Genomic DNA, 24489 nt, shown 5'->3' with positions numbered 1-24489 from the left:
GAAATGCCGTCAAATGTGGGAGGGAGCACGCCCCCCCCCCACAGGTTGATCGCATTTCAATAGCCGCAATTGCTGCATCTCTAATAACAAAAAAATCCCCGGGAGCCCGCTTATGTCGGTCGATCCGCAACACCTGCTTCGCGAGCTGTTTGCCACAGCCATTGACGCCGCCCATCCCCGGCAAGTCCTCGAACCCTACCTGCCCGCCGACCGCAGCGGCCGGGTGATTGTAATCGGCGCCGGCAAAGCCGCGGCTGCCATGGCGCTGGTCGTGGAAAACGCCTGGCACGGTGAAGTCACGGGGCTGGTGGTCACCCGCTACGGCCATGGCGCGCCGTGCCAGAAAATCGAAGTGGTCGAAGCCGCCCACCCGGTCCCGGATGCCGCCGGCATCAAAGTGGCGCAGCGCGTGCTGGCGCTGATCAGCCAACTGAGCGAAGACGACCGGGTGATCTTCCTGCTCTCCGGCGGTGGCTCGGCGTTGCTCGCCCTGCCTGCCGAAGGCATCAGCCTGGCCGACAAACAGGCCATCAACAAAGCCCTGCTCAAATCCGGCGCCACCATCGGCGAGATGAATTGCGTGCGCAAGCACCTCTCGGCGATCAAGGGCGGCCGACTGGCCAGGGCGGCATGGCCGGCGACGGTCTATACCTACGCGATTTCCGATGTGCCGGGCGACCTGGCCACGGTGATCGCTTCCGGCCCCACGGTCGGCGACCCAAGCACTTCGCAACAGGCCCTGGCCATTCTCAAGCGCTATGGCATCGACGCGCCGGCGTCCGTGCGCAGCTGGTTGCAGAACCCGGCCTCGGAAACCGTCAAACCCGGCGACCCGCTGCTCGCCCGCAGCCATTTCCAATTGATCGCCCGCCCACAACAGTCGTTGGAAGCGGTCGCGGTGAAAGTCCGCCAGGCCGGGTTCAGCCCGCTGATCCTCGGCGACCTCGAAGGCGAAGCGCGGGACGTGGCCAAGGTCCACGCCGGGATCACCCGGCAGATCGTGCAGCACGGCCAGCCGTTGGCGGCGCCATGCGTGATCCTGTCCGGCGGGGAAACCACCGTGACCGTGCGCGGCACTGGCCGTGGCGGGCGCAACGCCGAATTCCTGCTGAGCCTCACCGACAGCCTCAAGGGCCTGCCCGGCGTCTATGCCCTGGCCGGCGATACCGACGGCATCGACGGTTCGGAAGACAACGCCGGCGCGCTCATGACCCCCACCAGCTACGCCCGCGCCGAAGCGCTGGGGCTGTCGGCCTGCGACGAGCTGGACAACAACAATGGCTACGGCTATTTCGCCGCCCTCGACGATCTGATCATCACCGAACCGACCCGCACCAACGTCAACGACTTTCGCGCCATTCTGATTCTCGAGGCTACCCACCCTGTTGAACGCCCCCTTCAGCATTCCGATGGGCCTGCAAGGGCCGAAACTGCGGGTTGCGCAACCGGGGTCGATCAGACGTTGATCTAGCGCCGGTCAGGGCCTCCTGCCCCGACTGGGCCGAAGCGCTGCTCAACGGCTTCAGCCAGATTGTCCTGCAGCGAAAGCCCGCGTGGACAGCCCGTTCGAATCCCCCTAGGCTTGCCCGATATTCGATAGGGGCGAACGTTATGGACAGCAACAACGACTGGCGTCAGCGTCTCTATGTCATGGTTTTCCAGAGTGACACGCCGGCCGGGCGGCGTTTTGACAGCACCCTGCTGCTGATCATTCTCGCCAGCCTGGTGGTGGTGATCCTCGACAGCATCCAGGAAGTCCACGACAATTACGCCGCCGTACTGGCCTACATCGAGTGGGGCTTCACCGTCATCTTCGCCATCGAGTATGGCCTGCGCTTGTACTGCTCGCCCAAGCCGTTGCGCTATGCCTTCAGTTTCTACGGCCTGGTGGATTTGCTCGCCATCGTGCCCGGCATCCTCGCGCTGTATTACAGCGATGCCCAGTACCTGTTGATCATCCGCATCATCCGCATGCTGCGCATCTTCCGGGTGCTCAAGCTCGGGCCGTACCTCAAGCAGGCCAACTACCTGATGTCGGCGTTGCGCGGCAGCAAGCAGAAGATCGTGGTGTTCCTGCTCAGCGTCTGCACCCTGGTGACGGTGTTCGGCACCTTGATGTATGTGATCGAAGGGCCTGGGAACGGCTTCACCAGCATCCCCAAGGGCATCTACTGGGCGATCGTGACCCTGACCACCGTGGGCTTCGGCGATATCGTGCCCAAGACCCCGCTGGGCCAGGTGATTTCGTCCCTGGTGATGATCACCGGTTACTCGATCATCGCCGTGCCCACCGGGATCTTCACCGCCGAACTGGCCAACGCCATGCGCGGTGAACAGTTGCAAACGGACTGCCCGGTGTGCAAGAAAAACACCCATGACGCGAACGCGGCGTTTTGTTCGCGGTGTGGCAACGCATTGTTTAACAAGCTGGAATAAGCAAAGATCTTTTTAATCTTTAAGCGAATATACAGCCCCGGCTATAGTCGCTGGCAAAGTGCTTCTCTCTACTCTCGAACAACAAGGAATGAGCAGTGAAAAAACTCGTTAGCGCCTCTCTCCTGGCCGCCGGCCTTGCATTGGCCGGTGTCGTCCAGGCCGCACCGACCACCCTGCTCAATGTGTCCTACGACGTGATGCGCGATTTCTACAAGGACTACAACGCCGCCTTCCAGAAACACTGGGAAGCCGAGCACCCGAACGACAAGCTGACCTTGCAGATGTCCTTCGGCGGCTCCAGCAAACAAGCGCGCTCGGTGATCGACGGCCTGCCGGCTGATGTGATCACCATGAACATGGCCACCGACATCAACGCCCTGGTCGACAACGGCAAACTGGTGCCGGACAACTGGGCTACCCGCCTGCCGAACAACAGCGCGCCGTTCACTTCGGCCACCGTGTTTATCGTGCGCAAGGGCAACCCGAAAGCCCTGAAAGACTGGCCGGACCTGCTCAAGGATGGTGTGCAAGTGGTCGTGCCCAACCCGAAGACCTCGGGTAACGGTCGCTACACCTACCTGTCGGCCTGGGGCTACGTGCTGAAGAACGGTGGTGACGAAGACAAAGCCAAGGCCTTTGTCGGCAAGCTGTTCAAGCAAGCGCCCGTGCTGGACACCGGTGGCCGTGCCGCGACCACGACGTTCATGACCAACCAGATCGGCGATGTGCTGGTGACCTTTGAAAACGAAGCGGAAATGATCGCCCGCGAATTCGGCCGCGATCAGTTCGAAGTGGTCTACCCAAGCGTCTCCGCCGAAGCCGAGCCGCCGGTCACGGTGGTGGACAAAGTGGTCGAGAAGAAAGGCACGCGCGCGGTCGCCGAAGACTACCTGAAGTACCTGTGGTCGCCGGAAGGCCAGGAAATCGCGGCCAACAACTACCTGCGCCCGCGTGATCCGAAAGTGCTGGCCAAGTACACCGATCGTTTCCCGAAAGTCGACTTCCTGTCGGTCGAGAAGACCTTTGGCGACTGGCGCACCGTGCAGAAAACCCACTTCAACGATGGCGGGGTGTTCGACCAGATCTACAACGAGCAGTAAGCCGCTCGCACTGAAGAAACGCGAGCCAATGTGGGGGCTGGCTTGCCTGCGATAGCGTCGCCCGGGTGTGTCCGATACACCGGGGTGTCCGCATTGCAGGCAAGCCCGCTCCCACATTCGTTTGATGCCAAGCATGATTGTCAGGCCGCCGGGTCGCCTGTTTCGGCCGGTGCGTCTGCATGTATCATGGGCGCTCGAAGCCAACGCCAAGGCTTCAGTCATCATTTCACGGCATGAGTGTTATCACCGCCAACTGCCTACTCGTCGCAGTGTCTTGTCTTTACTCTCGCTCGCCATCTTCCTTCGCTTTTATGAGAACACCATGAACGCTACTCCCCACGCTACGAGCACCATGACCCGCGGGATGGTGATGCTGTTTGCGTTTTGCTGCGGCGCCATCGTCGCCAACATCTACTACGCGCAACCGATCATCGAGCTGATCGCACCGGACATCGGCCTGACGCCCGCCATGGCCAGCCTGATCGTATCGCTGACGCAAATCGGCTACGCCCTGGGCCTGTTCTTCCTGGTGCCCCTGGGCGACTTGCTGGAAAACCGCAAGCTGATGATCAGCACCACCGTGATCGCCATCGCCAGCCTGCTGGGCGCGGCGTTTACCGAGCAACCGAACCTGTTCCTGCTGGTGTCGTTGTTGATCGGTTTCAGTTCGGTGTCGGTGCAGATCCTGATCCCACTGGCGGCGCACCTGGCACCTGCCAAGTCCCGTGGCCGCGTGGTCGGCAGCATCATGGGCGGCCTGTTGCTGGGCATCCTGCTGGCGCGGCCGGTGTCCAGTGTGGTCGCCGACCATTTCGGCTGGCGCGCGATGTTCATGGCCGCGGCCGCGTTGATGGCCGTTATCAGCGTGGTCTTGCTGATGACCATCCCCAAGCGCCAGCCCGACCACAGCGCCAGCTATGGCCAGTTGTTGCGTTCCCTCGGCACCCTGCTGCGTGAACAACCGCTGTTGCGCCAGCGCGCCTTTTATCAAGGTTGCATGTTTGCCACCTTCAGCCTGTTCTGGACCGCCGCGCCGCTGGAGTTGGTGCGCAATCATGGCCTGAGCCAGACCCAGATCGCGATCTTCGCCCTGGTCGGTGCCATCGGTGCCATCGCCGCGCCCATCGCCGGGCGCCTGGCCGATGCCGGCCACACCCACCGCGCGTCACTGCTGGCCATGGTGTTTGCGGTGCTGAGCTTCCTGCCGGCCTTCGTCCACCCGCTGTACAGCGTGATCGGCCTGGCGGTGACCGGCGTGGTCCTCGACTTCTGCGTGCAGATGAACATGGTCCTCGGCCAACGCGCCATCTACGCCCTCGACGCCAACAGCCGCAGCCGCCTGAACGCGCTGTACATGACCAGCATCTTCATCGGCGGAGCCTTCGGCTCGGCGATTGCCAGCAGCGTGTACGAACACGGCGGCTGGCTGGGCGTGATGCTGGTGGGCAGTGCGTTCCCGCTGGTGGCGCTGCTGCGCTTTCTCAGTGCTTCGCGCCACACTTCGGCGGTCACTGCCTGACGGCATGATGCCTCGGGATCGTGGGTGGGGTTACGAGCGCGGCCTGCCACTGGACGACGGGGCGATAATCTGCAGCAGCTGTAACACGAACGCTGACAGTGTCTTGGCAAGCATTTCGATCAGTGCGGACGGCCCGTTTGGGGTTTCACCCGGCGGCGGGGTTGGGGCCGGGGTTGGAGCCGGAGTCGGAGTCGGGGCTGGCGTCGGCACAGACTGAACGTCAGGCTGCGACCCATCCCACCGTACATCGCCAGGCTTGATCTGCCCCTTGCTGTTGATCACCATGTCCGCGTTGCCCGTCCCCTTCAAATCAATGGCCAGGCTCGCCCCCCCCGTACTGGCATCGTGTTTGAGCACCGCTTCACCGGCGCGGCCGCTGAACCGATCGGTAAACACCAGGGCGCGCACACCTGCCGCTTTTAACGCACCCGAGACGTCGATCTTATCGGTACCGCTGGTGAAGTCCTCGATCAGGTCGGGGCTCTGTGCGGCGGAGTCGCTGACGTTATCGTAGACAAACGTATCCGCGCCGCCGCCGCCCCTCAACGTGTCGGCGCCGGCACCGCCCTTTAGGCGGTTGGCCGCATCATTGCCGATCAAGGCATCACGACCGGCACCGCCGATCGCGTTTTCAATAACACATCCCTTGGCGACGGACACATTGCCCTTCAAGCCGCCCACGTCAGAGAACGACTCCGCATTCAGATCGACCTTCTGATCCTGGGAAAACCCGGAAAAATCCAGCGTATCCACACCACCACCATCCCACACACAGAACACCGGTTTGTCCCTGGCGCTGGTAAGGCTCATCACTTCGCGCTCGGTATTGGAGTTGAAGCCATAGACGGTGTCGGTCTTGCGGGTCTGGTGGTTGGCGCCATACAAGCGTTGCGCCGCGGCGATATCGTCCATCATCGGGGCAGACGGATTGAGCGATCTGAAGTCATGACCGGATTGATGGCGTTCCGACCAGTAACTCATCACGGTGCGTGCCTTGGTGTCCTGCGCGTAGACCGCGCCGTTTTGGTAGTTGGCACCGTCGCCGTTATAGCGTCCCGGATGTTGCAGGCCAATAGCGTGACCGATTTCATGAATAGCCGTGACCGAAAAGTGACTGCCCAGCGCAGGCGAAGCCGCCCCGCCCCGGGTGCCGATCGTGGCTGCTGTCCGATTCGTGGAACCATGAGGTAAGTCGGCAACCCCCCGGTCGCCGCGAGGGTTGTTGTGGATACTGAGCGCTCCGTCCGTACCGTTTGACTGCTCGCGGAAATTGATATTGGCCACATCCTGCCAGGCTTGCACTGCCTGGTGTACGCGCTGTTTCTGCTGGGCGGTGAAACTCGCGTCGACCGTGTAGTGCAAGTCGATCTTCTGATCGCCGTTACGGTCACGGAAACGATGATTTTCCCGCGTGATTTGTTTGGCCGCCTGGTCCGTCGTAAACGACGGTTTCTTCGAGGCCCCGGCACCAAACGGGCCGGGGTCCGATATCGGAAACCCCATGCGGGAAGTTACAGAAAACAGATCAGGTCCATTCATTGTGCGGCACTCGTATTATTAATGAATACACAAGAACACCGAATCGAATCGATCCGGAGATTAAGTATCAATAACCGCGAGCCGCGTTAAACCAGGCTCATCGTTATCGCCGATAATCTCGCACAGTGAAAAATGGCGGACCAACACTATTTTAGTTTCAGCTGAAACAACCACACGCTGCGTAACATGCAGTCAGACAACCAGGATTTTATTTGCAATTTAAACATCCAACCACACAACCGACTCACCAATACCGGGTTGCTTTTACAATAAAAAAACAAATTCTAAATAAATACCCGTCACTGGCTTACTTCAATTCCCCCCAGACAAAGACATATCCACTTAAGGATGGTCTGAAGTAGCCATGTATTTCCCCGGCATACCACCTAGCGCAACTTTTAAACTCGCCAAATGATCAAAAAACAATCAATTCGACGAGTATTTCTTACGTTTTCGCCACCCGGACCCCACTCCGGTGGCCATTTCCCGCATTACAGGCGCACCTCTCCTGCATTCGTCAGTAAATGTCGGCGCGCCATCCACAGGTTCGACAGAGCGAACAGTGTCACCAGTTGCGCCGTGTTTTTGGCCAAGCCGCGAAAGCGCACCTTGGTGTAACCGAACTGGCGCTTGATTACCCGGAACGGATGCTCGACCTTGGCGCGCACCTGAGCCTTGGCCTTTTCAATCTTGCGCTTGGCTTTGTACAGCACGCTGCGCTTATCGAGTTTTTTGTAGGTGCTGCGGCGTGCCGCCACCTGCCAGATAACTTCACGTCCTTCATGCTCGGGCCGCTTTTCGACACCGGTGTAGCCTGCATCGGCGCAGACCACGTTTTCGTCGCCATGCAGCAATTTGTCCACCTGGGTGACATCCGCCACATTGGCCGCCGTGCCCACTACGCTGTGCACCAGACCCGATTCGTCATCGGCGCCGATGTGGGCCTTCATGCCAAAATAATACTGGTTTCCCTTCTTGGTCTGGTGCATTTCCGGGTCGCGCTTGCCGTCCTTGTTCTTGGTCGAACTGGGCGCATTGATCAGCGTTGCATCGACGATGGTGCCCTGGCGCAGCGACAGGCCGCGGTCGCCCAGATAGCCATTGATGACAGCGAGGATGCCGGCCGCCAGCTCGTGTTTCTCCAGCAAGCGGCGGAAGTTGAGAATGGTGGTTTCGTCGGGGATGCGCTCCAGGTTCAGCCCGGCAAACTGGCGCAGGATCGTGGTTTCGTACAGCGCTTCCTCCATCGCTGGATCGCTGTAGCCGAACCAGTTCTGCAGCAGATGCACACGCAGCATCGCCATCAACGGGTAGGCCGGACGGCCACCTTCACCTTTCGGATAATGTGGCTCGATCAAAGCAATCAAGCCCTTCCACGGCACCACCCGATCCATCTCGATCAGGAACAACTCCTTGCGGGTTTGCTTGCGCTTGCCAGCGTACTCGGCGTCGGCGAAGGTCATCTGCTTCATCGGGAAACTCGGTGGGTGGGGTCGCGGTATTTTGCCAAATCAGAAAGTCTTTTTCAGAGTTTCCTTAAGCTTCTTCACGGCGATAAACCCCGCCTGGGAGCGGGTGACAAGCCATAGCCATTCCCCGTAGGCTTTGCGCCGTACTGCGTCGCGATGCGCTCAATCACAAGCAAGGGACACCCGATGGACCGCCTGACCGCCATGGAAACCTTCGTCCACGTTGTCGAAACCGGCTCGTTCTCCGCCGCCGCCAAACGCCTGGGCATCGGCCAGCCCGCGGTGTCGAAGAGCGTCGCGCAGTTGGAAGCGCGCCTGGCGGTGCGCTTGGTACTGCGCTCAACCAGAGGCCTGACGCCGACCGAAGCGGGCCTGGCGTATTTCGAAAAAGCCAAGCGCGCCATCGATGAGGCCAACGAGGCCGACGACGCTGCCCGCAGCGCGGGCGCCGGGCTGTCGGGTAACTTGCGCATCAGCGCCGCCGTGACCTTCGCCAGCCTGCATATCCTTCCGCACCTGGGGCCGTTCCTGGAGCAGTACCCTGGGTTGAACATCGATGTGGTACTCGACGACCACAGCCTCAACCTGGTGGAAGAAGGCATCGACGTCGCCCTGCGCATGGGCAACCAGAACGATTCGGGGCTGACCGCACGCAAGATCGGGGCGTCGCCCTGCCATATCCTGGGCACCCCGGCCTACTTCGAACGCTTCGGCGAACCCGCCACGCCAGCCGATCTGCTGCGACACCAGGCGGTCATCTACACCCAGGGCGAGGGCGCGCGCTGGACATTTACCCGAGACGCCCGCGAATACCCGATCGTCGTCCATGGCCGCTTGCACATCACAGCGGCGGAAGGGGTACGCGCGGCTGTGCTGAACCACTTGGGCCTGACCCTGGCATCGGCCTGGATGTTCGCGCCGGAACTGGCCAGTGGCGCGGTGAAGCCGGTGTTGACCGACTGGCATTTGCCGGCGCGGGACTTATGGGCCGTGTTTCCGACAGGGCGAATGGCGAGTGCCAAGGCGCGGGCGTTTGTGGAGTATGTGGAACGGTTGTCAACGCGCTGACGGGTCCAGGTAGCGCAGCAAACACTCGACCGTATGCTCCAGCGGGCCGGAGTTATCCAGCACGAGCAACCCCGCCCCCATGCCGGCCAGCAACTGCGCCGTAAACCGTGCATTACGCGCCAGGCGCGCATCGATATCCGCCACCGACTCACGCCCCCGCGCCAGCAAGCGCTGGCGCAGCGCCGCCTGATCGACACTCAGCAACACCACCAGCAACGCCGGGTAACGCTCGCGGGCCTGCGCCAGGTGGGCACGGGAGCCGTTGACCAGCACATCCTCCCCCGCCGCCAGCCACGCGTCGATGTCCGTGGGTATGCCATAGGACAACCCATTGGCCTGCCAACTCAACGCAAACGCGCCTTCGGCTTGCATCGCGACAAACTGCTCGGCGCTCACCCCCTGTGCCGCCTCGCCCACCGCTTCCGCCGAGCGGGTAATCACCCGACGCACAATGCGGCAGCCACGTTCGGCCAAACGTGGTCGTGCAGCGTCCAACAGGCTGTCCTTGCCCGAACCCGATGGCCCGATGAGATAGATCAACCTGCCCGCCATCAATACACCCTCTTCGCTTGTTTGCAGATTTGTTGCATGACCGACTACGTTTCACGGCGGCGGCCACAGTATCGGATTGCGACACGCTACGCACTCGGTCAGGCGTGCGCGTAGGCGCTTTCATGTTCGGGTGCAGGAACTGTGCATGGTTTCCCGGAAGGCAGAGGGTCAGCCTCCAGACAAAACGCGCGCGCATTGCCACACCGCAAAGCCAATCAATAATCCACCGCTGATGCGATTGATCACATCAAGATCAGGATTATCGATCAGCGCAGTCCTGATGAGGCTGCCACCCAGCGCATATAATATCTGGCCTAAAAATGAACCCACCAGAAAACCCGCCAGACTCAGGTAGAGCCCGAGCCCCTCAAACAGCGTGCCGCTGGCAATCACATAGGAGGAGATCGCTACGATAGTGAGTGGGTTCATTAGCGTCAGTAAAAAGACCGGGATAAATCCTGCTGTCGTTTTTACTTGTGCCACAGCTGTATGTTTTGCAAATGTAATGCCCCCCAGATAAAACAGGTAAGCAATTGCCACCCAGGTCAACAGACGGTTGTTGGCTAGCCAAAATTCCTTGATTGTCTGCAAACCATAAAATGCGACAGCCGCAAAAACCGCATCTGCAACTGCCGCACCTAGAGCCCCAGGTAGTGCGCCGCGAAAGCCACAGGCGATGGACTGCCTCAGGATGATCAAGGCTATCGGTCCAAAACCTATGGAAAGCATTGTGGCGAATACCATCGAACTCAGAAAACCCTGCATCTAACTCAGAACCTCAATAAACAGCTTTTTCTTCGCTTGGCAGTGCGGGCATTGAAACGCCTCCCCAATCTCATCCCAAGTCGTGCCGGGTTCTATATCGACTAGAGCCTCGCCTGAAGACTCTGAATAAACGTAGTGGCAAATCTGGCACTCATAAGACCGACTCATAATAATGTCCTTCACTATCAGATGTTCGATTTTCAGGCCAGCCGCCGATTCAAAGCGGCAAACATTTGCTCGAACCCATCCATAAATGCCATCGCCCCGCGCATTGCATGCGGGGCAATAGTTGGATTTTTCTCCAAGTACGAAATCATGATTTCGCGCCCGGTCGCGACATGCATAGGTTCAACCTCACAATGAATCGCAAAGAATGCCAAAACGGGGTCATCTTCGTCGACCAGACCATATTCGCCGGCATATTTTTGAAATCCTTTCAGGAAAAACTGAAACTCTCGTGAGGAAGTCATTTCTGACGCCAAATGAAAACCCAATGCCTCACCTAAAAACTCAGAACGGTACATTCGATGGGTATTATTACCCATGGCGGTGCCCTCAGGAAGAATGTAGTGAGGATTGAACAGCTCAGCATCGGAAAGTCCCAGGTGAGTGGTCAGTTGTTTGAACATTTGATGATGGGTTGGCAACATATGCTTGCTATGTTGATGTAGACCGTATTCATCCACGGATGCGTAAAGAATATGCGCGGCTTTAGCCGTGCCGTGCCACATATCTTCTTTAATCCATTCATCCGTAACGCGCGCAGCCAATGCGACGATTCCAGCCGGAACATCCTTGAAGAAAGCCCAAATAGTTGCAAAAAATAGAGCCCTTTCTGGATGACTTAGTGGCTTATCGGAAATAATTTTCCCAAACGACTCAAGCTCACGCAGGGCAGAGTGCCGCACTATCGCATTTGCGATTTCATTATAACCAGCCTCGCACACTTTATATATTTCACCACGAGTAGATCTTTCATTTGATCCCGCGCCGATCGGATTCTGAACACTCATATAATTATCCTTGTTTTTATAACAAATGAATTTCAACCCGCCTTTAAAAAGGCATTGCACACAAAATTATTAGCATCACGCCACACATGTCAATCCACAAATCAATTATTTCCAACAAACCTATGAAACATGCGACTTAGAGCCTTGCCATCCGCTACGAACCAACTATGAGCCAACCGCCAAGTTTAAAAAAACCTCCTTCCTACTCCAACAAAAGTAGGCAACACATAGAAACTTCCTTTTTTATTGAGTGAAACCTCTCATTTAATGGAGTTACATCCCCAACACCGCATCAACCATCCCCTGACGGGCAATTTCAAACTTCAACTTATGAGCTACCGGACAGCATAATTACAGGTTTGCAGTTACCCCTCGCTCATCTCGCCCTACCTTTACGGTAGGCGTACTGTGGCGCGCAGGCCTCCTCGGCTCGCTGACCAGACGCCGTCTCAATCAATACGGATATTGCGGGCGTGTCGCAGATCGCCATCCTGCGGAGTTCAAGTGCGAGTATCACGAAATCAATGTGACCCAGCCCTTCAGCAGTACAGGCTCGGTTTTCCGCCATGCCATCGCAGTAGTTTTCGCCTTGCCTGAAACTCAATTCCCTGGTCACCAAGTACGTGTCCGCAGAGGTGGCATTCATACCTACCTGCTCGCTACAGGGTCCGTCCTACAAGGCGAAGAAAGCAGCAACGCCGCGTCAGCCGCTTGTAGGTGTCGAGCCGATTTTTTCACCCAAACTGTCCGTCTAGGGGCGAATGGCGGCAGTCCGTGTGGAAAGTGCGAAGACAGCACAATCTTTTATCGAACGGCACTTGTTGAGAGTAAGGATGAAGATCCGCCGAATGACGCCATCAGCCTATGACGGACTCATGGCGCTGAGTTCGGAAATCATTTTTATCTGACAGACCTCTATCTCGGACAAGTCCGGCCCAGGCATTGGATCTCCAGCGCTTGAAGGACCACACTGCAGGCATGAAAAAGGCGACCCAAAGGTCGCCTTCTGTCACTGCGCGTACTGCTTGCTCAACCCTGGCGGTACGCCATGCACGTCGGTCTCTTCCCACGGCCCGTCCGGGCTGATGGAGCGGCTCCAGCCGTTGCTCCAGCGGTAGTAGGTGCGCTGGCGGTAGAAGGTGTCGGGCTGGTCTTCCAGCACATACACCTGCATCTTGCCGTCCCAGTGGCTGGCCGCGCCGGGTGGCGGGGCGAAGGTCGGCGACTTGCTCGGTGGCGCTTTCGCGGGTGCGGTGACCGGGCTGGAGGGCCTGGTGGCTGGCTTGGTCGAGGGGCCCGATGGGGGAATGGTCGGGCCGGTGGGTGCCGGAGGTGGGCGGTGGACCGCACAAGCGCTCAAGCCCAATACCAGGCTGAGCAGGGTGATGCGTGCAAGGGCGGTCATAGGCGTTTCCTCGAATTACTTGTCCGGACTGTCGATGGTCAGCTGCTGCAGCGCAGTGGTGGTGCTGGCCAGGGGTTGGCTGCGGCCGATCCACTCGCCAGTGGTCGGTTGACCGGCCCGGGATATGCGCGCAACCAGTTGGACTTCAGGGAAGTTGGACAGTTTCAACTGCGGCATCATTGCGTCGGCATCGCCCAGTTCGACGGTGACCGGCAGGTCAGCGACGGTCACACGCTTGGCCGCCAGCGGCGCCGGCGGGCCGGAGACAGCGCGAGCGAAGATGAACACGCTGTCGCTTGGCAGGGCCTTGGCCTTGATGTCGGCGGAGAGGTCCACGCGCACTTTCATCACGGCTTTTTGGGCGACGGTGCCACCGCTCGCTTTCAGCCGCTCTGCCGCGCGGTCGATCCCGCCTTGCAGGGCGACGCGGGAGTTGTCTTCGGGCGGCAGTTGCGCCAGCAGGCGGCTCCAGTAATCGATCGCCTCCTGGTAGCGCTGGCCTTCAAAGGCCGCGATGCCAAGCAGACCGAGGCTGGTGACTTCTCGCGGGTCGAGCTTGAGGGCTTCGTCGGTCAGGGCCTGGACCTTGGGCGACCACTGCTTGTTGTCGGCGAAGTACTGGGCCTGGGCCCACTGGCCCAACAGCTCCGGCTGGCGCCCGGCCAGGGCCACGGTGCGCTCGAAGACCTTGGCGGCATCGGCGGAGCGGTCCTGGGCCATGTAGGCGCGACCGAGGAAGTACAAGCCTTCTGCCGAATCCGGCTGGGCGGCGGCGGCGCGCTCCAGGCGGTGGGTCATGTCTTCCATGGACACCGGTGGCTGGGAGAATTCGCGGGTCAGTTCGACCTTGTCGCTGGCACCGAAGTGCAGGTACAAGCCAATGCCCAGCACGGGCACCAAAACCGCTGCGAGCAACGGCAGCGGTTTGCCCAGGCGCGATTCGCGGGGCTTTTCCATGCCTTCGGTGTCGGCCAGCAATTCGCGCGCGGCTTCGGCACGGCCGGTGTCGAGTTGCGTGGCGTTGAGCACGCCTTCGTCCTGCTGGGTTTGCAGTTCGGCCACGCGTTCTTGATACAGCGCCACGTTCAGCGCGGTGCGATCCTCTTCGCGCTGGGCACGACGGCCGCGCAACACAGGGATCAACAGGAAACTCAGGGCAATCAGAAGCAGCAAACCGGCTGCGAGCCAGAAATCAATCATCAGTCTTGGTGTCCAGCAATTGGTCGAGGCGTTGGCGCTCGTCGGGGGATAGCGCGTCGGAACCATCGGTAGGGGCGGCGCGGCGACGGCGGACGATCACCACCATCACCACCATGCCAGCCAGCAGCAGCCCGGCGGGGCCGAACCAGAGCAGTGCGGTCTTGCCGGTGAGGGCCGGTTTGTAGCGCACGAAATCGCCGTAGCGGTCGACCATGAAGTCGATGATCTGCTGGTTGTCCTTGCCCTCCCCCAACATGCGGAAGATCTCTTTGCGCAGGTCGGCGGCGATGGGCGCGTTGGAGTCAGCGATGTCCTGGTTCTGGCACTTGGGGCAGCGCAGTTCCTTGGTCAGTTCGCGAAAACGCTCACGCTCGGCGTCGTTGGCGAATTCGTAGGTGTCGATGGCGGCGTGGGCCACGCCCGCCAGGCCCAGGGCCAATACGGCAGCAGCTAACCAGCGCTTCATGGCTTGGCCTCGTCGACCAGGGCCTGATACTTGGCGGCCAGTTGTTCGCGCCAGACCACTTCATCGATCACGCCGACATACTTGTCGCGGATCACGCCCTTGGCATCGATAAAGAAGGTTTCCGGGGCGCCGTAGACGCCGAGATTCAACCCCAGGTTGCCGTCTTCATCGCGGATATCCAACTGGTACGGGTTGTGGAATTCCGCCAGCCACTTCAAGGCCGCCGCATTGTCGTCCTTGTAGTTGATGCCGTAGATCACCACGCCGTTCTCGGCGAGTTTGTTCAGCACCGGGTGTTCTACGCGGCAGGAAATGCACCAGGTGCCCCACACGTTGACCAGCGCCGGTTTGCCCAGCAAATCGGCCTGGGTCAGGGTCTTGTCGCCCTGCACCGTCGGCAGGGAAAACGCCGGGAACGGCTTGCCGATCATGGCCGAGGGCAACTCGGCCGGGTCCAGGTACAACCCGCGATACAGGAACACCGCCACCAGCAGAAACAATGCCAGCGGCACGACCATCAACCAACGCTTCATACCGCCGCTCCTTGCAGGCCCAGGGCTTCACGCACCCGGCTCTTGACCTTGACCCGATAGCGCCGGTCCAGCGCCGCGAGCACACCACCCAGACCGGTGAGCAAACCGCCGAACCAGATCCAGCGCACGAACGGTTTGACATGCACGCGCACCGCCCAGGCACCTTCGCCCAGCGGTTCACCCAGGGCGACGTAAAGGTCACGGGTGAAACCGCCGTCGATCCCGGCTTCGGTCATCATCGAACTCTGCACGGTGTACAAGCGTTTTTCCGGGTGCAGCACGGCGACTTCCTTACCGTTGCGGACTACGCGCACGGTGCCTTTGTCGGACGTGAAGTTCGGCCCTTCGAAGTGCTTGGCGCCTTCGAAGATGAAGTGGTAACCGGCCAGGTCCATGGACTCGCCGGGGGCCAGGCGCAGGTCACGCTCGGCGCTGTTCTGGCTGGAGAGCACCACGCCGAGGGCACACACGGCGATGCCGATGTGCGCAATCTGCATGCCCCAATAGCTGCGGGTCAGGGTGGGCAGGCCTTTGATCAGGCCTTTGTGGCGGGTCTTGTCGACGATGTCGCGCATGCCGGCCAGCAATACCCAGGCGGCGAGCATGAACGTGGCGAGGACCGCCCAGTTGAAATCGCCATAAGCGATACCGGCGATCACGGCCAAGGCGGCGCTGCCCAGCAGCACCGGGGTCAGCATGCCCACCAGCCATTTCACCGGGGTGTCTTTCCAGCGCACCAGCACGCCGACGGCCATTACCACCATCAACAAGCCCATCAACGGAATGAACAAGGCGTTGAAATACGGCGGGCCGACCGACAGTTTGGCGCCGGTCAGCGCATCCAGCACCAGCGGGTACAGGGTGCCGAGCAGGATCATCGACGCGGCCACCACCAGCACGAGGTTGTTGCCCAGCAACAGGGTTTCCCGCGACCACAGGTTGAAGCCGACCTGGCTCTTGACCACCGGCGCGCGCAGGGCAAACAGGGTCAGGGAACCGCCGACCACACACAGCAGGAACATCAGGATGAACACACCGCGGGCAGGGTCGGACGCAAACGCGTGAACCGAAGTCAGCACGCCCGAACGCACGAGGAAAGTGCCGAGCAGGCTGAGGGAAAACGCCGCGATGGCCAGCAACACTGTCCAACTCTTGAACACACCGCGTTTTTCCGTGACGGCCAGCGAGTGAATCAGCGCCGTACCCACCAGCCATGGCATGAAGGACGCGTTTTCCACAGGGTCCCAGAACCACCAGCCGCCCCAGCCGAGCTCGTAATAGGCCCACCACGAACCCAGGGTGATCCCGATGCCGAGGAAGGCCCAGGCGACGATGGTCCATGGCCGCGACCAGCGCGCCCAGGCCGCATCGAGGCGCCCGCCGAGCAACGCGGCGATGGCGAAGGCGAAGGCCACGGAGAAACCCACGTAGCCCATGTAGAGCATCGGCGGGTGGACGATCAGGCCGATGTCCTGCAGCAGCGGGTTGAGGTCATGCCCGTCCACCGGAATCTGCGGCAAGATGCGGCTGAACGGGTTGGACGTCATGATCAGGAACAGCAGGAAGCCGACGCTGATCATGCCCATCACTGCCAGCACCCTGGCCAGCATGACTTGCGGCAGTTGCCGGGAGAAGATCGACACGGCGAAGGTCCAACCGCCGAGGATCAGGGCCCACAACAGCAGCGAACCTTCGTGGGCGCCCCACACGGCGCTGAACTTGTAATACCAGGGCAAGGCGCTGTTGGAGTTGCTGGCCACATAGGCGACGGAAAAATCGTCGGTCATAAAGGCATAGGTCAGGCAACCGAACGCGAACACCAGGAAGGCAAACTGACCCCAGGCGGCCGGCTGCGCCAGGCTCATCCACAGGCGGTCGCCGCGCCACGCGCCGAGCAACGGCACCACGGCCTGGACGATGGCGAAGCACAGGGCGAGGATCATCGCCAAATGGCCCAGCTCCGGAATAAACAGTGCGGACGTCATCACTTAGCCCTCCTTGGCTGGAGTTGGAGCGGTTTGGCCGCTGTCTTTCAACGCTTTGGTGACTTCCGGCGGCATGTATTTCTCATCGTGCTTGGCCAGTACTTCATCGGCCACCACCACGCCATCGGCATTCAGTTTGCCCAGGGCGACGATGCCCTGGCCTTCGCGGAACAGGTCCGGGAGGATGCCGCGATACGTAATGGTCACGGCCTTGTTGAAGTCGGTGACCACGAAGGTGACGTCGAGAGAATCGCCGGAGCGTTTCAACGAGCCCTTCTCCACCATGCCGCCGGCGCGGATGCGCGTGTCCAGCGGTGCTTCGCCGTTGGCGATCTGGGTTGGGGTGTAGAACAGGTTGATGTTCTCCCGCAGGGCGCTCATCGCCAGGCCCACGGCAATACCGACGCCGGCCAGAATGGCAAGGATGATCAACAGACGCTTTCTACGCAGCGGATTCACTTTTCGGTCTCCCGGCGCAGACGACGCGCCTCTTGTTGCAGGTAACGCTTGCGGGCCAGGATCGGCACGGCAACGTTGAGGGCCAGTACCGCCAGGCAGATGCCGTAGGCCGTCCAGACATACAGGCCATGGTGGCCCATGGCGAGAAAATCACTGAAAGAAGCAAAACTCATCCACGCGCTCCCAGGCTGCTCTGCACTTCGGCCTTGACCCAACTGGCGCGGGCTTCGCGCTTGAGCACTTCAAGGCGCATCCGCATCAGCAGCACAGCGCCGAAGAAGCAGTAGAACCCCAGCACCATCAGCAACAGCGGCGCCCACATTTCCACGGGCATCGCCGGTTTTTCGGTGAGGGTGAAGGTGGCGCCCTGGTGCAGGGTGTTCCACCACTCCACCGAGTATTTGATGATCGGGATGTTGATCACACCGACAATCGCCAGCACCGCACAGGCCTTGGCGGCACTGTCACGATTGCTGATCGCGTTGCCCAGGGCAATCAGACCGAAGTACAGAAACAGCAGGATCAACATGGACGTTAGTCGCGCATCCCACACCCACCACGAGCCCCAGGTGGGTTTGCCCCAGATCGCGCCGGTGACCAGCGACACGGCGGTCATCCACGCACCGATGGGCGCGGCGCATTGCAGGGCGACGTCCGCGAGTTTCATCTTCCACACCAGGCCGACGATGCCGCACACCGCCAGCATCACGTAGCAGGACTGGGCCAGCATTGCGGTAGGCACGTGGATATAGATGATGCGAAAGCTGTTGCCCTGCTGGTAATCCGGCGGCGCGAAGGCCAGGCCCCAGACCAGGCCGAGGCCGATCAGCACTACGGCGGCGATGCTCAACCACGGCAGCAGCTTGCCGCTGATGCTGTAAAACCATTTGGGCGAGCCGAGCTTGTGAAACCAGGTCCAGTTCATTGCTGTTTCCATCACGGTTGCGTCTTGTGTTTGCAAGAAGCGTAGGGTCTTTCTTATGTTGAAGAACGGGTTACGCGTAACCCGACTTCATTATTCGCCGACGCTGATCTTCAGGCCGGCGGCTATGGCAAAGGGTGTCAGGGTTACCGCCAGGGCGGTCAGGCTGCCAAGCCACAGGAGGTAACCGGTCGCCGGCATGCCCATGAGCGCGGCTTGCAAAGCGCCGCTGCCGAGGATCAACACCGGGATATACAAAGGCAGAATCAACAAGGCCAGCAGCAGGCCGCCGCGTTTCAAACCCACCGTCAGCGCCGCGCCCACCGCTCCCAACAGGCTGAGCGCCGGCGTGCCGAGCAACAAGGACATGAGCAATACCGGCAGGCATTCACTGGGCAACCCTAGCATCATTGCCAGCAACGGCGAGAGCAACACCAGCGCCAGGCCGGAAAACGCCCAGTGTGCCAGTACCTTGGCCAATACCAGAAGTGGCAGGGGGTGCGACGAAAGGACCCACTGTTCCAGGGAACCGTCCTCGAAATCACTGCGAAACAGCCCGTCCAGCGAGAGCAACACGGACAAAAGGGCCGCCACCCACACCAGTCCCGGAGACAAGGTTTGCAACAGTTTAGTCTCGGGGCCGACCGCCAGCGGGAACAACGCGATGACAATCGCAAAGAACACCAGCGGATTGGCCAGTTCGGCCGGGCGCCGGCACAACAGCCGCGCCTCGCGGGCCACCAACAGCGCGAACACACTCATACCGACCACCGCCCCAGGTCCAGCTCGCGGTAACCGGCGGGCAGGCGCGTCAGGCTGTGGTGCGTCGTCAGCACGACGAGGCCGCCCTGCTCACAATGCCGCGCCAGATGTTCTTCCAACTGGGCGACACCTTGTTTGTCGAGGGCGGTGAAGGGTTCGTCGAGAATCCACAGCGGCGGGCCGGGCAGATACAGGCGCGCCAGGGCCACACGGCGCTGCTGGCCGGCCGACAAGGTGTGGCAGGGCACATCTTCGAAGCCCTTGAGGCCGACGGCGGCGAGTGCCTGCCAGATCGCCTCGCGGCTGGCCGGATGATGCAGGGCGCTGAGCCAACTGAGGTTTTCCTCGGCGCTGAGCACGTCTTTGATCCCGGCGGCGTGGCCGATCCAGGTGAGGTTGCGGGCCAGCTCGGTGCGTTGTTCGTTCAGGGGCTTGCCGTTGAGCCGCACTTCGCCCGCCGTGGGCTGCATCAACCCGGCCAGCAAACGCAGGAGGCTGGTCTTGCCGCTGCCGTTAGGCCCGCTGATCTGCACCATGTCACCGCCCGCCAGACGCAGGTCGAGGTGCTCGAACAGCAGGCGCAGGTCGCGTTCACAGGCAAGCGCTACGGCTTCAAGAAGAGGGCTGGTCAAAAGATCGCGGGCCTTTACGGTTCAAGTCGGCGGTGCTGCGGCCGTTATAGAAAGGAGCACAATAACGGCTTTGGCGACCGATTTTAGAGAGCTGGATCAAATAGTTGTGAGGTTTTTACCGCTCTCATGGCAGACGGGCCGCATTATACATGCGATGCCCTACGCTAAAGAGGGCTATTTCCCCTGAGACGACACGCACGATGACCGGTGAGATCAACCTTCCTACGCTTTCTCCTGCCCCGACAGCCGGGCCGGCCCCTGCGCCGGCGCCAGCAACCGGTGAGTTGCTGAAACTGCTGGAGCCGCAGATCGGCTTGATCGACCCGGGAAAAACCGCGAACGCCGAAGTCATCGCACTTAAACAAGGCGGCGAAGCCTTTCAGTTGCTGCTCAAATTGACCCTCGACGGTGGCCGCCAGACGCTGGTGCAGGCCAGCAGCCCGCAACCCTTGCCGCTGGGCAGCAATGTGGCGGTGAGCCAGACGTCCGCCGGTAACCTGACCCTCAGCCTGCAGCAGGCCTTGAGCGCCAACGTCGCCGCCCTCACCCGCATCGACACCACACAAATGCCGGCGGGCACCTTGCTGCAAGCCAAAGTCCTGACCAGCCAAGCGCTGCCCCAAGGCACCACGCAACCGACGATCTACCGTTCGTTGGTGACAGTCCTCAACAGCGCCCTGGCCGGCACGACCCTGACCCTGGAAAGCCCGCAACCGCTACGCGTCGGCAGCCTGCTCAGCGCCGTGGTACAGGACACGCAGACCCTGAACTTTGTGCCCTTGAGCGGGCTCAAGGATCAACTGGCCGTGACCCAGCAACTCGCCACCCAGCAAAGTCGTCAGGGCTCGTTGGATGCGGTGTTCACCGCGTTGCAACGCCTGCCCCAGGACGACAGTACGTCCATCGAACTGCGCTCGGCCGCCACGCGGCTGCTCGCGGCATTGCCCGACCTGGCACAGGTCAGCAATCCCAAGGTGCTGGCGCAAGTCATCCAGAACAGCGGCGCGTTTCTTGAAGCCAAGTTGCTGGCCGGGCAAAACCCGCAAATTCCACCGCTGGATATGAAAGGCGCGCTGTTGCGCCTGGTCGCCGATCTGCTGCCCGCCCTGCCCGTCAGCACCAACCTCACTGCCATCCTCGCCGCCAACACCCTGGCCCAGATACTGCCCAACTTCGTGCGCAGCCCGCTAAACACCCTCGGGCAGATCAGCGCCCGCCAGGCACCCGCCGGTTTTCCATTGCCGGAGCGGCTGATGCAACGCCTGGAAGGCGAAGGCGACCTGGAAAACCTGCTGCGCCTGGCCGCCGGGGCCATCTCGCGGTTACAGAGCCATCAGCTGTCGAGCCTGGAACAGACCGGCACCACCGCCGACGGCCGCCTGCAAACCACCTGGCAGCTGGAAATCCCCATGCGGACCCTGCAGGACATCGTGCCGCTGCAGGTCAAGTTCCAGCGCGAAGAGCCCGCGCAGGACAAGGACCAGCCTGAACGCAAGGACAAAAAAGACCCCAAGCAGATGCTCTGGCGCGTGGAACTGGCCTTCGACATGGAGCCGCTGGGGCCGTTGCAGGTCCAGGCGCAGTTGTCGCAGGGCAAACTGTCGAGCCAGTTGTGGGCGACGCGACCGTTCACCGCCAGTTTGATCGAAAGTCACTTGGGCAGTTTGCGCGAGCGCCTGGTGACGTCGGGCATCAATGTCGGCGACCTCGACTGCCACCTCGGCACGCCGCCACGCGGGCCGAAAACCGGATTGGAGCAACGCTGGGTGGACGAAACCGCATGAACAACGCCAACCCACCGCGCCAGGCCATCGCCCTCAAGTATGACGGCCAACAAGCGCCGACCCTGACCGCCAAGGGCGACGATGCCCTGGCCGAAGCGATCCTCAAGCTGGCGCGGGAAAACGAAGTGCCCATCTATGAAAACGCCGAGCTGGTGAAGCTGCTGGCGCGCATGGAACTGGGCGACAGTATCCCGGAAGAGTTGTACCGCACGATCGCCGAGATCATTGCGTTTGCCTGGACGCTGAAGGGCAAGTTTCCGGCGGGGTACGACCCGCACGCCGCGCCGGTCGAGCGCGATGTCACCGAGCGTGGCGACGACTACTGAGTAGCCCCAGACAAACAACAATCCAAATGTGGGAGGGGACTTGCCCCCTCCCACATTCAGATCGGCTTCAGTTCAGGACTTCGCTCAGGGGAATGAAATTCACCCGGTCGCCCATCGCCAGCGTCGTCCCTTCCAGCACCTCCACCAACCCTTGCGCCCACGCCGCGCTGCGCAGCACGCCGGAGCTCTGGTTGCGATAGATGACCGCCTTGCCCTGCTCGATGCGCCCGCGCAAATATTCGCGGCGGTTGCCCGGTTTGGGCCAGACGAACCCCGCCGGCACCTCGAACCGCAGCGGCTCGACCTCCGCCACACCTTGGCGGCGCAGCAGATAGGGGCGTGCCAACAGGGCAAACGTCACCAGCGTCGACGCCGGATTGCCCGGCAGGCCGATCACCGGCACGCCACGGAAATGGCCGAAGGTCAGCGGCTTGCCCGGTTTGATCGCGAGCTTCCACAAGGCCAGCTCGCCTTCTTCACGCAGGGCAATGCCGAGAAAATCCGCCTCGCCCACCGACACACCGCCGGTCGACAGAATCAAGTCAACCGCGCCCAGGCCCGCCAGACACGTGCGCGTCTGGTCCAGGTCATCGGGAAGAATGCCCGCATCGATCACTTCGCATCCCAGGCGCTCCAGCCAACTACACAGCACGCGACGGTTGCTGTTGTAGATCTCCCCTGGGCCGAGGGGCAGGCCGGGCTCGATCAACTCATCGCCGGTGGACAGCACCGCGACCCGCACGCGGCGCACCACGGCCAATTGGTCAAGACCGAGGGACGCAGCCAGGCCGAGTTCGATCGGCCCCAAGCGCGTGCCCGCGGTCAGCACCACTTCGCCGACGGTGGTTTCCTGCCCTTGCGGGCGAATGTTCTGACCGATATGCAACGGCTCGGTAAAACTCACACGCGCGTCGGCGTGGACCACGGCGTTTTCCTGCATTTCCACGCAGTCCGCGCCTTGCGGCACGGGCGCCCCGGTGAAGATGCGTGCGCAGGTGCCGGCAGCCAATGGCGCGGGGGCCTGACCGGCGAAGATGCGCTGGCTCACCGCCAACGGTTCGCCCGTCCAGTCCGCCAGGCGCACGGCATAACCGTCCATGGCGCTGTTGGGCCACGGCGGCAGATCTAGGGTGGAGATCAAATCCTGCGCCAGTACGCGGCCATCACCCGCGGCCAGGGGCAATACCTGCTGCTCGCGAATCGGCGCGGCCTCGGCCATCTCGAGCAAGCGTTGCAGGGCTTCTTCCACCGGCATCAAGGCGCCGGTCTTGCCCGGCTTATCCACGGGATTCACAGGGTTCGGCCTGCTTCAGGTGCGGTACGAAGTTGCAGGGGCGGTGACGGTTATCCAGTTGCTCGGCGAGGATGCCGTCCCAACCGGTACGCACGGCGTTGGTCGAACCCGGCAGGCAGCACACCAGGGTGCCGTTCGCCAGGCCGGCCAGGGCGCGGGATTGCACGGTGGAGGTGCCGATGTCGGCCACGGAGATCTGGCGGAACAGCTCGCCAAAGCCATCGACCTGTTTGTCCAGCAGGCAGCTCACCGCTTCGGGCGTGCTGTCGCGGCCGGTGAAGCCGGTGCCACCGGTGATCAGCACGACCTGCACCACGTCTTCGGCGATCCAGTGGGCCACCTGCGCGCGAATCTTGTAGAGGTCGTCCTTGAGCAGCACGCGCTCGGCCAGGAGGTGGCCGGCGGCGATCAGGCGGTCGACGAAAACCTGGCCCGAGGTGTCGGTGTCCAGGGTGCGGGTGTCGCTGACCGTCAATACAGCGATATTCAGGGGTACAAAGGGCGCATCTGCCTTGGCTTTCATGGCACGGTCCGGTTGTCGAAGGAACAGCCCGATGTTATATCACAGGCCCCTATTTACCTGCCGCTGCGGAACCCCCATGCCCGACGATTCTTCGCCTCTGCCCTGTTCGATTCTGCTGTTGGCCGGTGGCCGCGGCCAACGCATGGGCGGACAAGACAAAGGCTTGCTGGAATGGCAGGGCCAACCATTGATCGCGCACTTGCACCACTTGGTGCGCCCACTGACCGACGACCTGATCATCTCGTGCAACCGCAACCCGGACCGCTACACGCCGTATGCCGACCAGTTGGTGAGTGACGACAGTACGGATTTCCCCGGGCCGCTGGCCGGTATCCGCGCAGGCTTGAACGCCGCCCGCCATGAGCACTTACTGATTTTGCCGTGCGATGTGCCGCATCTTGACGCTCGACTGCTCGCCGACCTGCGCAAGACGGCGCAGCGCAATCCGCGGCTGCCGGTGATGGTGCGCCACGGTGAATTCTGGGAACCGTTGATCTGCATCATCCCCACCCACCTGCAAAGCGCGGTAGAACAGGCCTGGCAAGCCGGTGAGCGCAGCCCGCGCAAGATCTTCCTGCAGTTGGGGGGCATCGGGCTGGAATGCCCGGCGGATGATCCGCGCCTGGCCAACCTGAACACGCCTGCGCTGTTACACACCAGGCCTGGCGTGTCAGAATGACCCCCACACAAGGAACTTTGTCGACGCGCCACGCGTCACACAGTCAGCAATCAAAAAG

Annotated in this window: 26 protein-coding genes; 8 read left to right on the top strand and 18 right to left on the bottom strand. The window is 61.3% G+C overall.

Annotated elements, in window-relative coordinates; translation table 11 throughout:
• Window positions 1-112: 112 nt before the first annotated feature.
• The 4 genes from MOQ67_RS10075 (at window position 113) to MOQ67_RS10060 (ending at window position 5055) form a co-directional block, all read left to right on the top strand.
• A complete protein-coding gene (locus MOQ67_RS10075; protein ID WP_198717317.1) occupies window positions 113-1471 on the top strand; it encodes a glycerate kinase type-2 family protein in 1359 nt (452 codons plus the stop codon).
• Between the two features lie 140 nt (window positions 1472-1611).
• A complete protein-coding gene (locus MOQ67_RS10070) occupies window positions 1612-2436 on the top strand; it encodes an ion transporter (protein ID WP_102618948.1) in 825 nt (274 codons plus the stop codon).
• 95 nt (window positions 2437-2531) lie between these two features.
• The gene (locus MOQ67_RS10065; protein WP_017849453.1) at window positions 2532-3536 is read left to right on the top strand and encodes a sulfate ABC transporter substrate-binding protein; all 1005 of its coding nucleotides are present in this window, start codon (window positions 2532-2534) and stop codon (window positions 3534-3536) included.
• Between the two features lie 322 nt (window positions 3537-3858).
• Window positions 3859-5055, top strand: coding sequence for an MFS transporter (locus MOQ67_RS10060; protein ID WP_198717316.1), 1197 nt, complete (start codon window positions 3859-3861; stop codon window positions 5053-5055).
• A 30-nt stretch (window positions 5056-5085) separates the two neighbouring features.
• Here MOQ67_RS10060 and MOQ67_RS10055 read toward each other — a convergent pair whose 3' ends face one another.
• Window positions 5086-6594 carry a M10 family metallopeptidase C-terminal domain-containing protein gene (locus MOQ67_RS10055; RefSeq protein WP_226940710.1) on the bottom strand — a complete coding sequence of 503 codons (1509 nt, stop codon included), beginning with the start codon at window positions 6592-6594 and terminating at the stop codon, window positions 5086-5088.
• Window positions 6595-7085: 491 nt separating this feature from the next.
• Window positions 7086-8066, bottom strand: a complete 981-nt coding sequence (locus tag MOQ67_RS10050; RefSeq protein WP_010466230.1) for an IS5-like element IS1384 family transposase — start codon at window positions 8064-8066, stop codon at window positions 7086-7088.
• A gap of 183 nt (window positions 8067-8249) precedes the next feature.
• On the opposite strand from MOQ67_RS10050, the gene MOQ67_RS10045 reads away from it, so the two are divergent.
• Complete coding sequence (locus tag MOQ67_RS10045) at window positions 8250-9131, top strand: LysR family transcriptional regulator (RefSeq protein ID WP_046486399.1); 882 nt, start codon at window positions 8250-8252, stop codon at window positions 9129-9131.
• On the opposite strand, the gene phnN is transcribed toward MOQ67_RS10045, so the two are convergent.
• The 14 genes from phnN to ccmA all read right to left on the bottom strand — a co-directional run bounded on the left by phnN (window position 9120) and on the right by ccmA (window position 19825).
• A complete protein-coding gene (gene phnN, locus MOQ67_RS10040; protein ID WP_017849448.1) occupies window positions 9120-9683 on the bottom strand; it encodes a phosphonate metabolism protein/1,5-bisphosphokinase (PRPP-forming) PhnN in 564 nt (187 codons plus the stop codon). The genes MOQ67_RS10045 and phnN overlap by 12 nt on opposite strands.
• A gap of 168 nt (window positions 9684-9851) precedes the next feature.
• The gene (locus MOQ67_RS10035) at window positions 9852-10448 is read right to left on the bottom strand and encodes a LysE family translocator (protein ID WP_017849447.1); all 597 of its coding nucleotides are present in this window, start codon (window positions 10446-10448) and stop codon (window positions 9852-9854) included.
• The gene (locus MOQ67_RS10030) at window positions 10449-10616 is read right to left on the bottom strand and encodes a rubredoxin (RefSeq protein WP_017849446.1); all 168 of its coding nucleotides are present in this window, start codon (window positions 10614-10616) and stop codon (window positions 10449-10451) included.
• Between the two features lie 32 nt (window positions 10617-10648).
• A complete protein-coding gene (locus MOQ67_RS10025) occupies window positions 10649-11461 on the bottom strand; it encodes an iron-containing redox enzyme family protein (protein WP_046384217.1) in 813 nt (270 codons plus the stop codon).
• 1009 nt (window positions 11462-12470) lie between these two features.
• Entirely contained in the window at window positions 12471-12866 is a 396-nt protein-coding gene (locus MOQ67_RS10020) for a hypothetical protein (protein ID WP_017849443.1), read from the bottom strand.
• 15 nt (window positions 12867-12881) lie between these two features.
• Window positions 12882-14066: a c-type cytochrome biogenesis protein CcmI gene (gene ccmI, locus MOQ67_RS10015; RefSeq protein WP_057003715.1), complete on the bottom strand. Its 1185-nt coding sequence runs from the start codon at window positions 14064-14066 to the stop codon at window positions 12882-12884.
• Window positions 14059-14532: a cytochrome c-type biogenesis protein gene (locus tag MOQ67_RS10010; RefSeq protein WP_017849441.1), complete on the bottom strand. Its 474-nt coding sequence runs from the start codon at window positions 14530-14532 to the stop codon at window positions 14059-14061. Before MOQ67_RS10010 ends, ccmI begins: the two co-directional genes overlap by 8 nt.
• Window positions 14529-15065, bottom strand: coding sequence for a DsbE family thiol:disulfide interchange protein (locus MOQ67_RS10005; RefSeq protein WP_017849440.1), 537 nt, complete (start codon window positions 15063-15065; stop codon window positions 14529-14531). Before MOQ67_RS10005 ends, MOQ67_RS10010 begins: the two co-directional genes overlap by 4 nt.
• Window positions 15062-17050: a heme lyase CcmF/NrfE family subunit gene (locus MOQ67_RS10000; RefSeq protein WP_017849439.1), complete on the bottom strand. Its 1989-nt coding sequence runs from the start codon at window positions 17048-17050 to the stop codon at window positions 15062-15064. Before MOQ67_RS10000 ends, MOQ67_RS10005 begins: the two co-directional genes overlap by 4 nt.
• Window positions 17051-17053: 3 nt before the next feature.
• Entirely contained in the window at window positions 17054-17509 is a 456-nt protein-coding gene (gene ccmE, locus MOQ67_RS09995) for a cytochrome c maturation protein CcmE (protein WP_017849438.1), read from the bottom strand.
• Window positions 17506-17682 (bottom strand): heme exporter protein CcmD, encoded by a 177-nt coding sequence (ccmD, locus tag MOQ67_RS09990; RefSeq protein WP_017849437.1) that lies wholly within the window; start codon window positions 17680-17682, stop codon window positions 17506-17508. The genes ccmE and ccmD overlap by 4 nt, the downstream gene beginning before the upstream one ends.
• Entirely contained in the window at window positions 17679-18434 is a 756-nt protein-coding gene (locus tag MOQ67_RS09985; protein ID WP_126585907.1) for a heme ABC transporter permease, read from the bottom strand. Before MOQ67_RS09985 ends, ccmD begins: the two co-directional genes overlap by 4 nt.
• Window positions 18435-18524: 90 nt before the next feature.
• Window positions 18525-19193: a heme exporter protein CcmB gene (gene ccmB / locus MOQ67_RS09980; protein ID WP_017849435.1), complete on the bottom strand. Its 669-nt coding sequence runs from the start codon at window positions 19191-19193 to the stop codon at window positions 18525-18527.
• Window positions 19190-19825 (bottom strand): cytochrome c biogenesis heme-transporting ATPase CcmA, encoded by a 636-nt coding sequence (gene ccmA / locus MOQ67_RS09975; RefSeq protein ID WP_017849434.1) that lies wholly within the window; start codon window positions 19823-19825, stop codon window positions 19190-19192. Before ccmA ends, ccmB begins: the two co-directional genes overlap by 4 nt.
• 200 nt (window positions 19826-20025) lie before the next feature.
• Between ccmA and fliK the strand changes: the two genes are divergently transcribed.
• Window positions 20026-21609: a flagellar hook-length control protein FliK gene (gene fliK / locus MOQ67_RS09970; protein ID WP_198717434.1), complete on the top strand. Its 1584-nt coding sequence runs from the start codon at window positions 20026-20028 to the stop codon at window positions 21607-21609.
• Window positions 21606-21935 (top strand): EscU/YscU/HrcU family type III secretion system export apparatus switch protein, encoded by a 330-nt coding sequence (locus MOQ67_RS09965; RefSeq protein WP_079443165.1) that lies wholly within the window; start codon window positions 21606-21608, stop codon window positions 21933-21935. The genes fliK and MOQ67_RS09965 overlap by 4 nt, the downstream gene beginning before the upstream one ends.
• A gap of 67 nt (window positions 21936-22002) precedes the next feature.
• Here the strand turns inward: MOQ67_RS09965 and MOQ67_RS09960 are convergent, their stop codons facing one another.
• Window positions 22003-23229 (bottom strand): molybdopterin molybdotransferase MoeA, encoded by a 1227-nt coding sequence (locus MOQ67_RS09960; protein ID WP_193039853.1) that lies wholly within the window; start codon window positions 23227-23229, stop codon window positions 22003-22005.
• Window positions 23213-23752, bottom strand: a complete 540-nt coding sequence (gene moaB, locus MOQ67_RS09955; protein ID WP_017849430.1) for a molybdenum cofactor biosynthesis protein B — start codon at window positions 23750-23752, stop codon at window positions 23213-23215. The genes MOQ67_RS09960 and moaB overlap by 17 nt, the downstream gene beginning before the upstream one ends.
• Window positions 23753-23828: 76 nt before the next feature.
• Here moaB and mobA point away from each other — a divergent pair, with 76 nt between their 5' ends.
• Window positions 23829-24431, top strand: a complete 603-nt coding sequence (gene mobA, locus MOQ67_RS09950; protein WP_102617966.1) for a molybdenum cofactor guanylyltransferase MobA — start codon at window positions 23829-23831, stop codon at window positions 24429-24431.
• Window positions 24432-24489 lie beyond the last annotated feature (58 nt).

Source organism: Pseudomonas sp. LY-1 (assembly GCF_053502595.1).
This window is presented reverse-complemented; position numbering and strand designations above follow the sequence as displayed.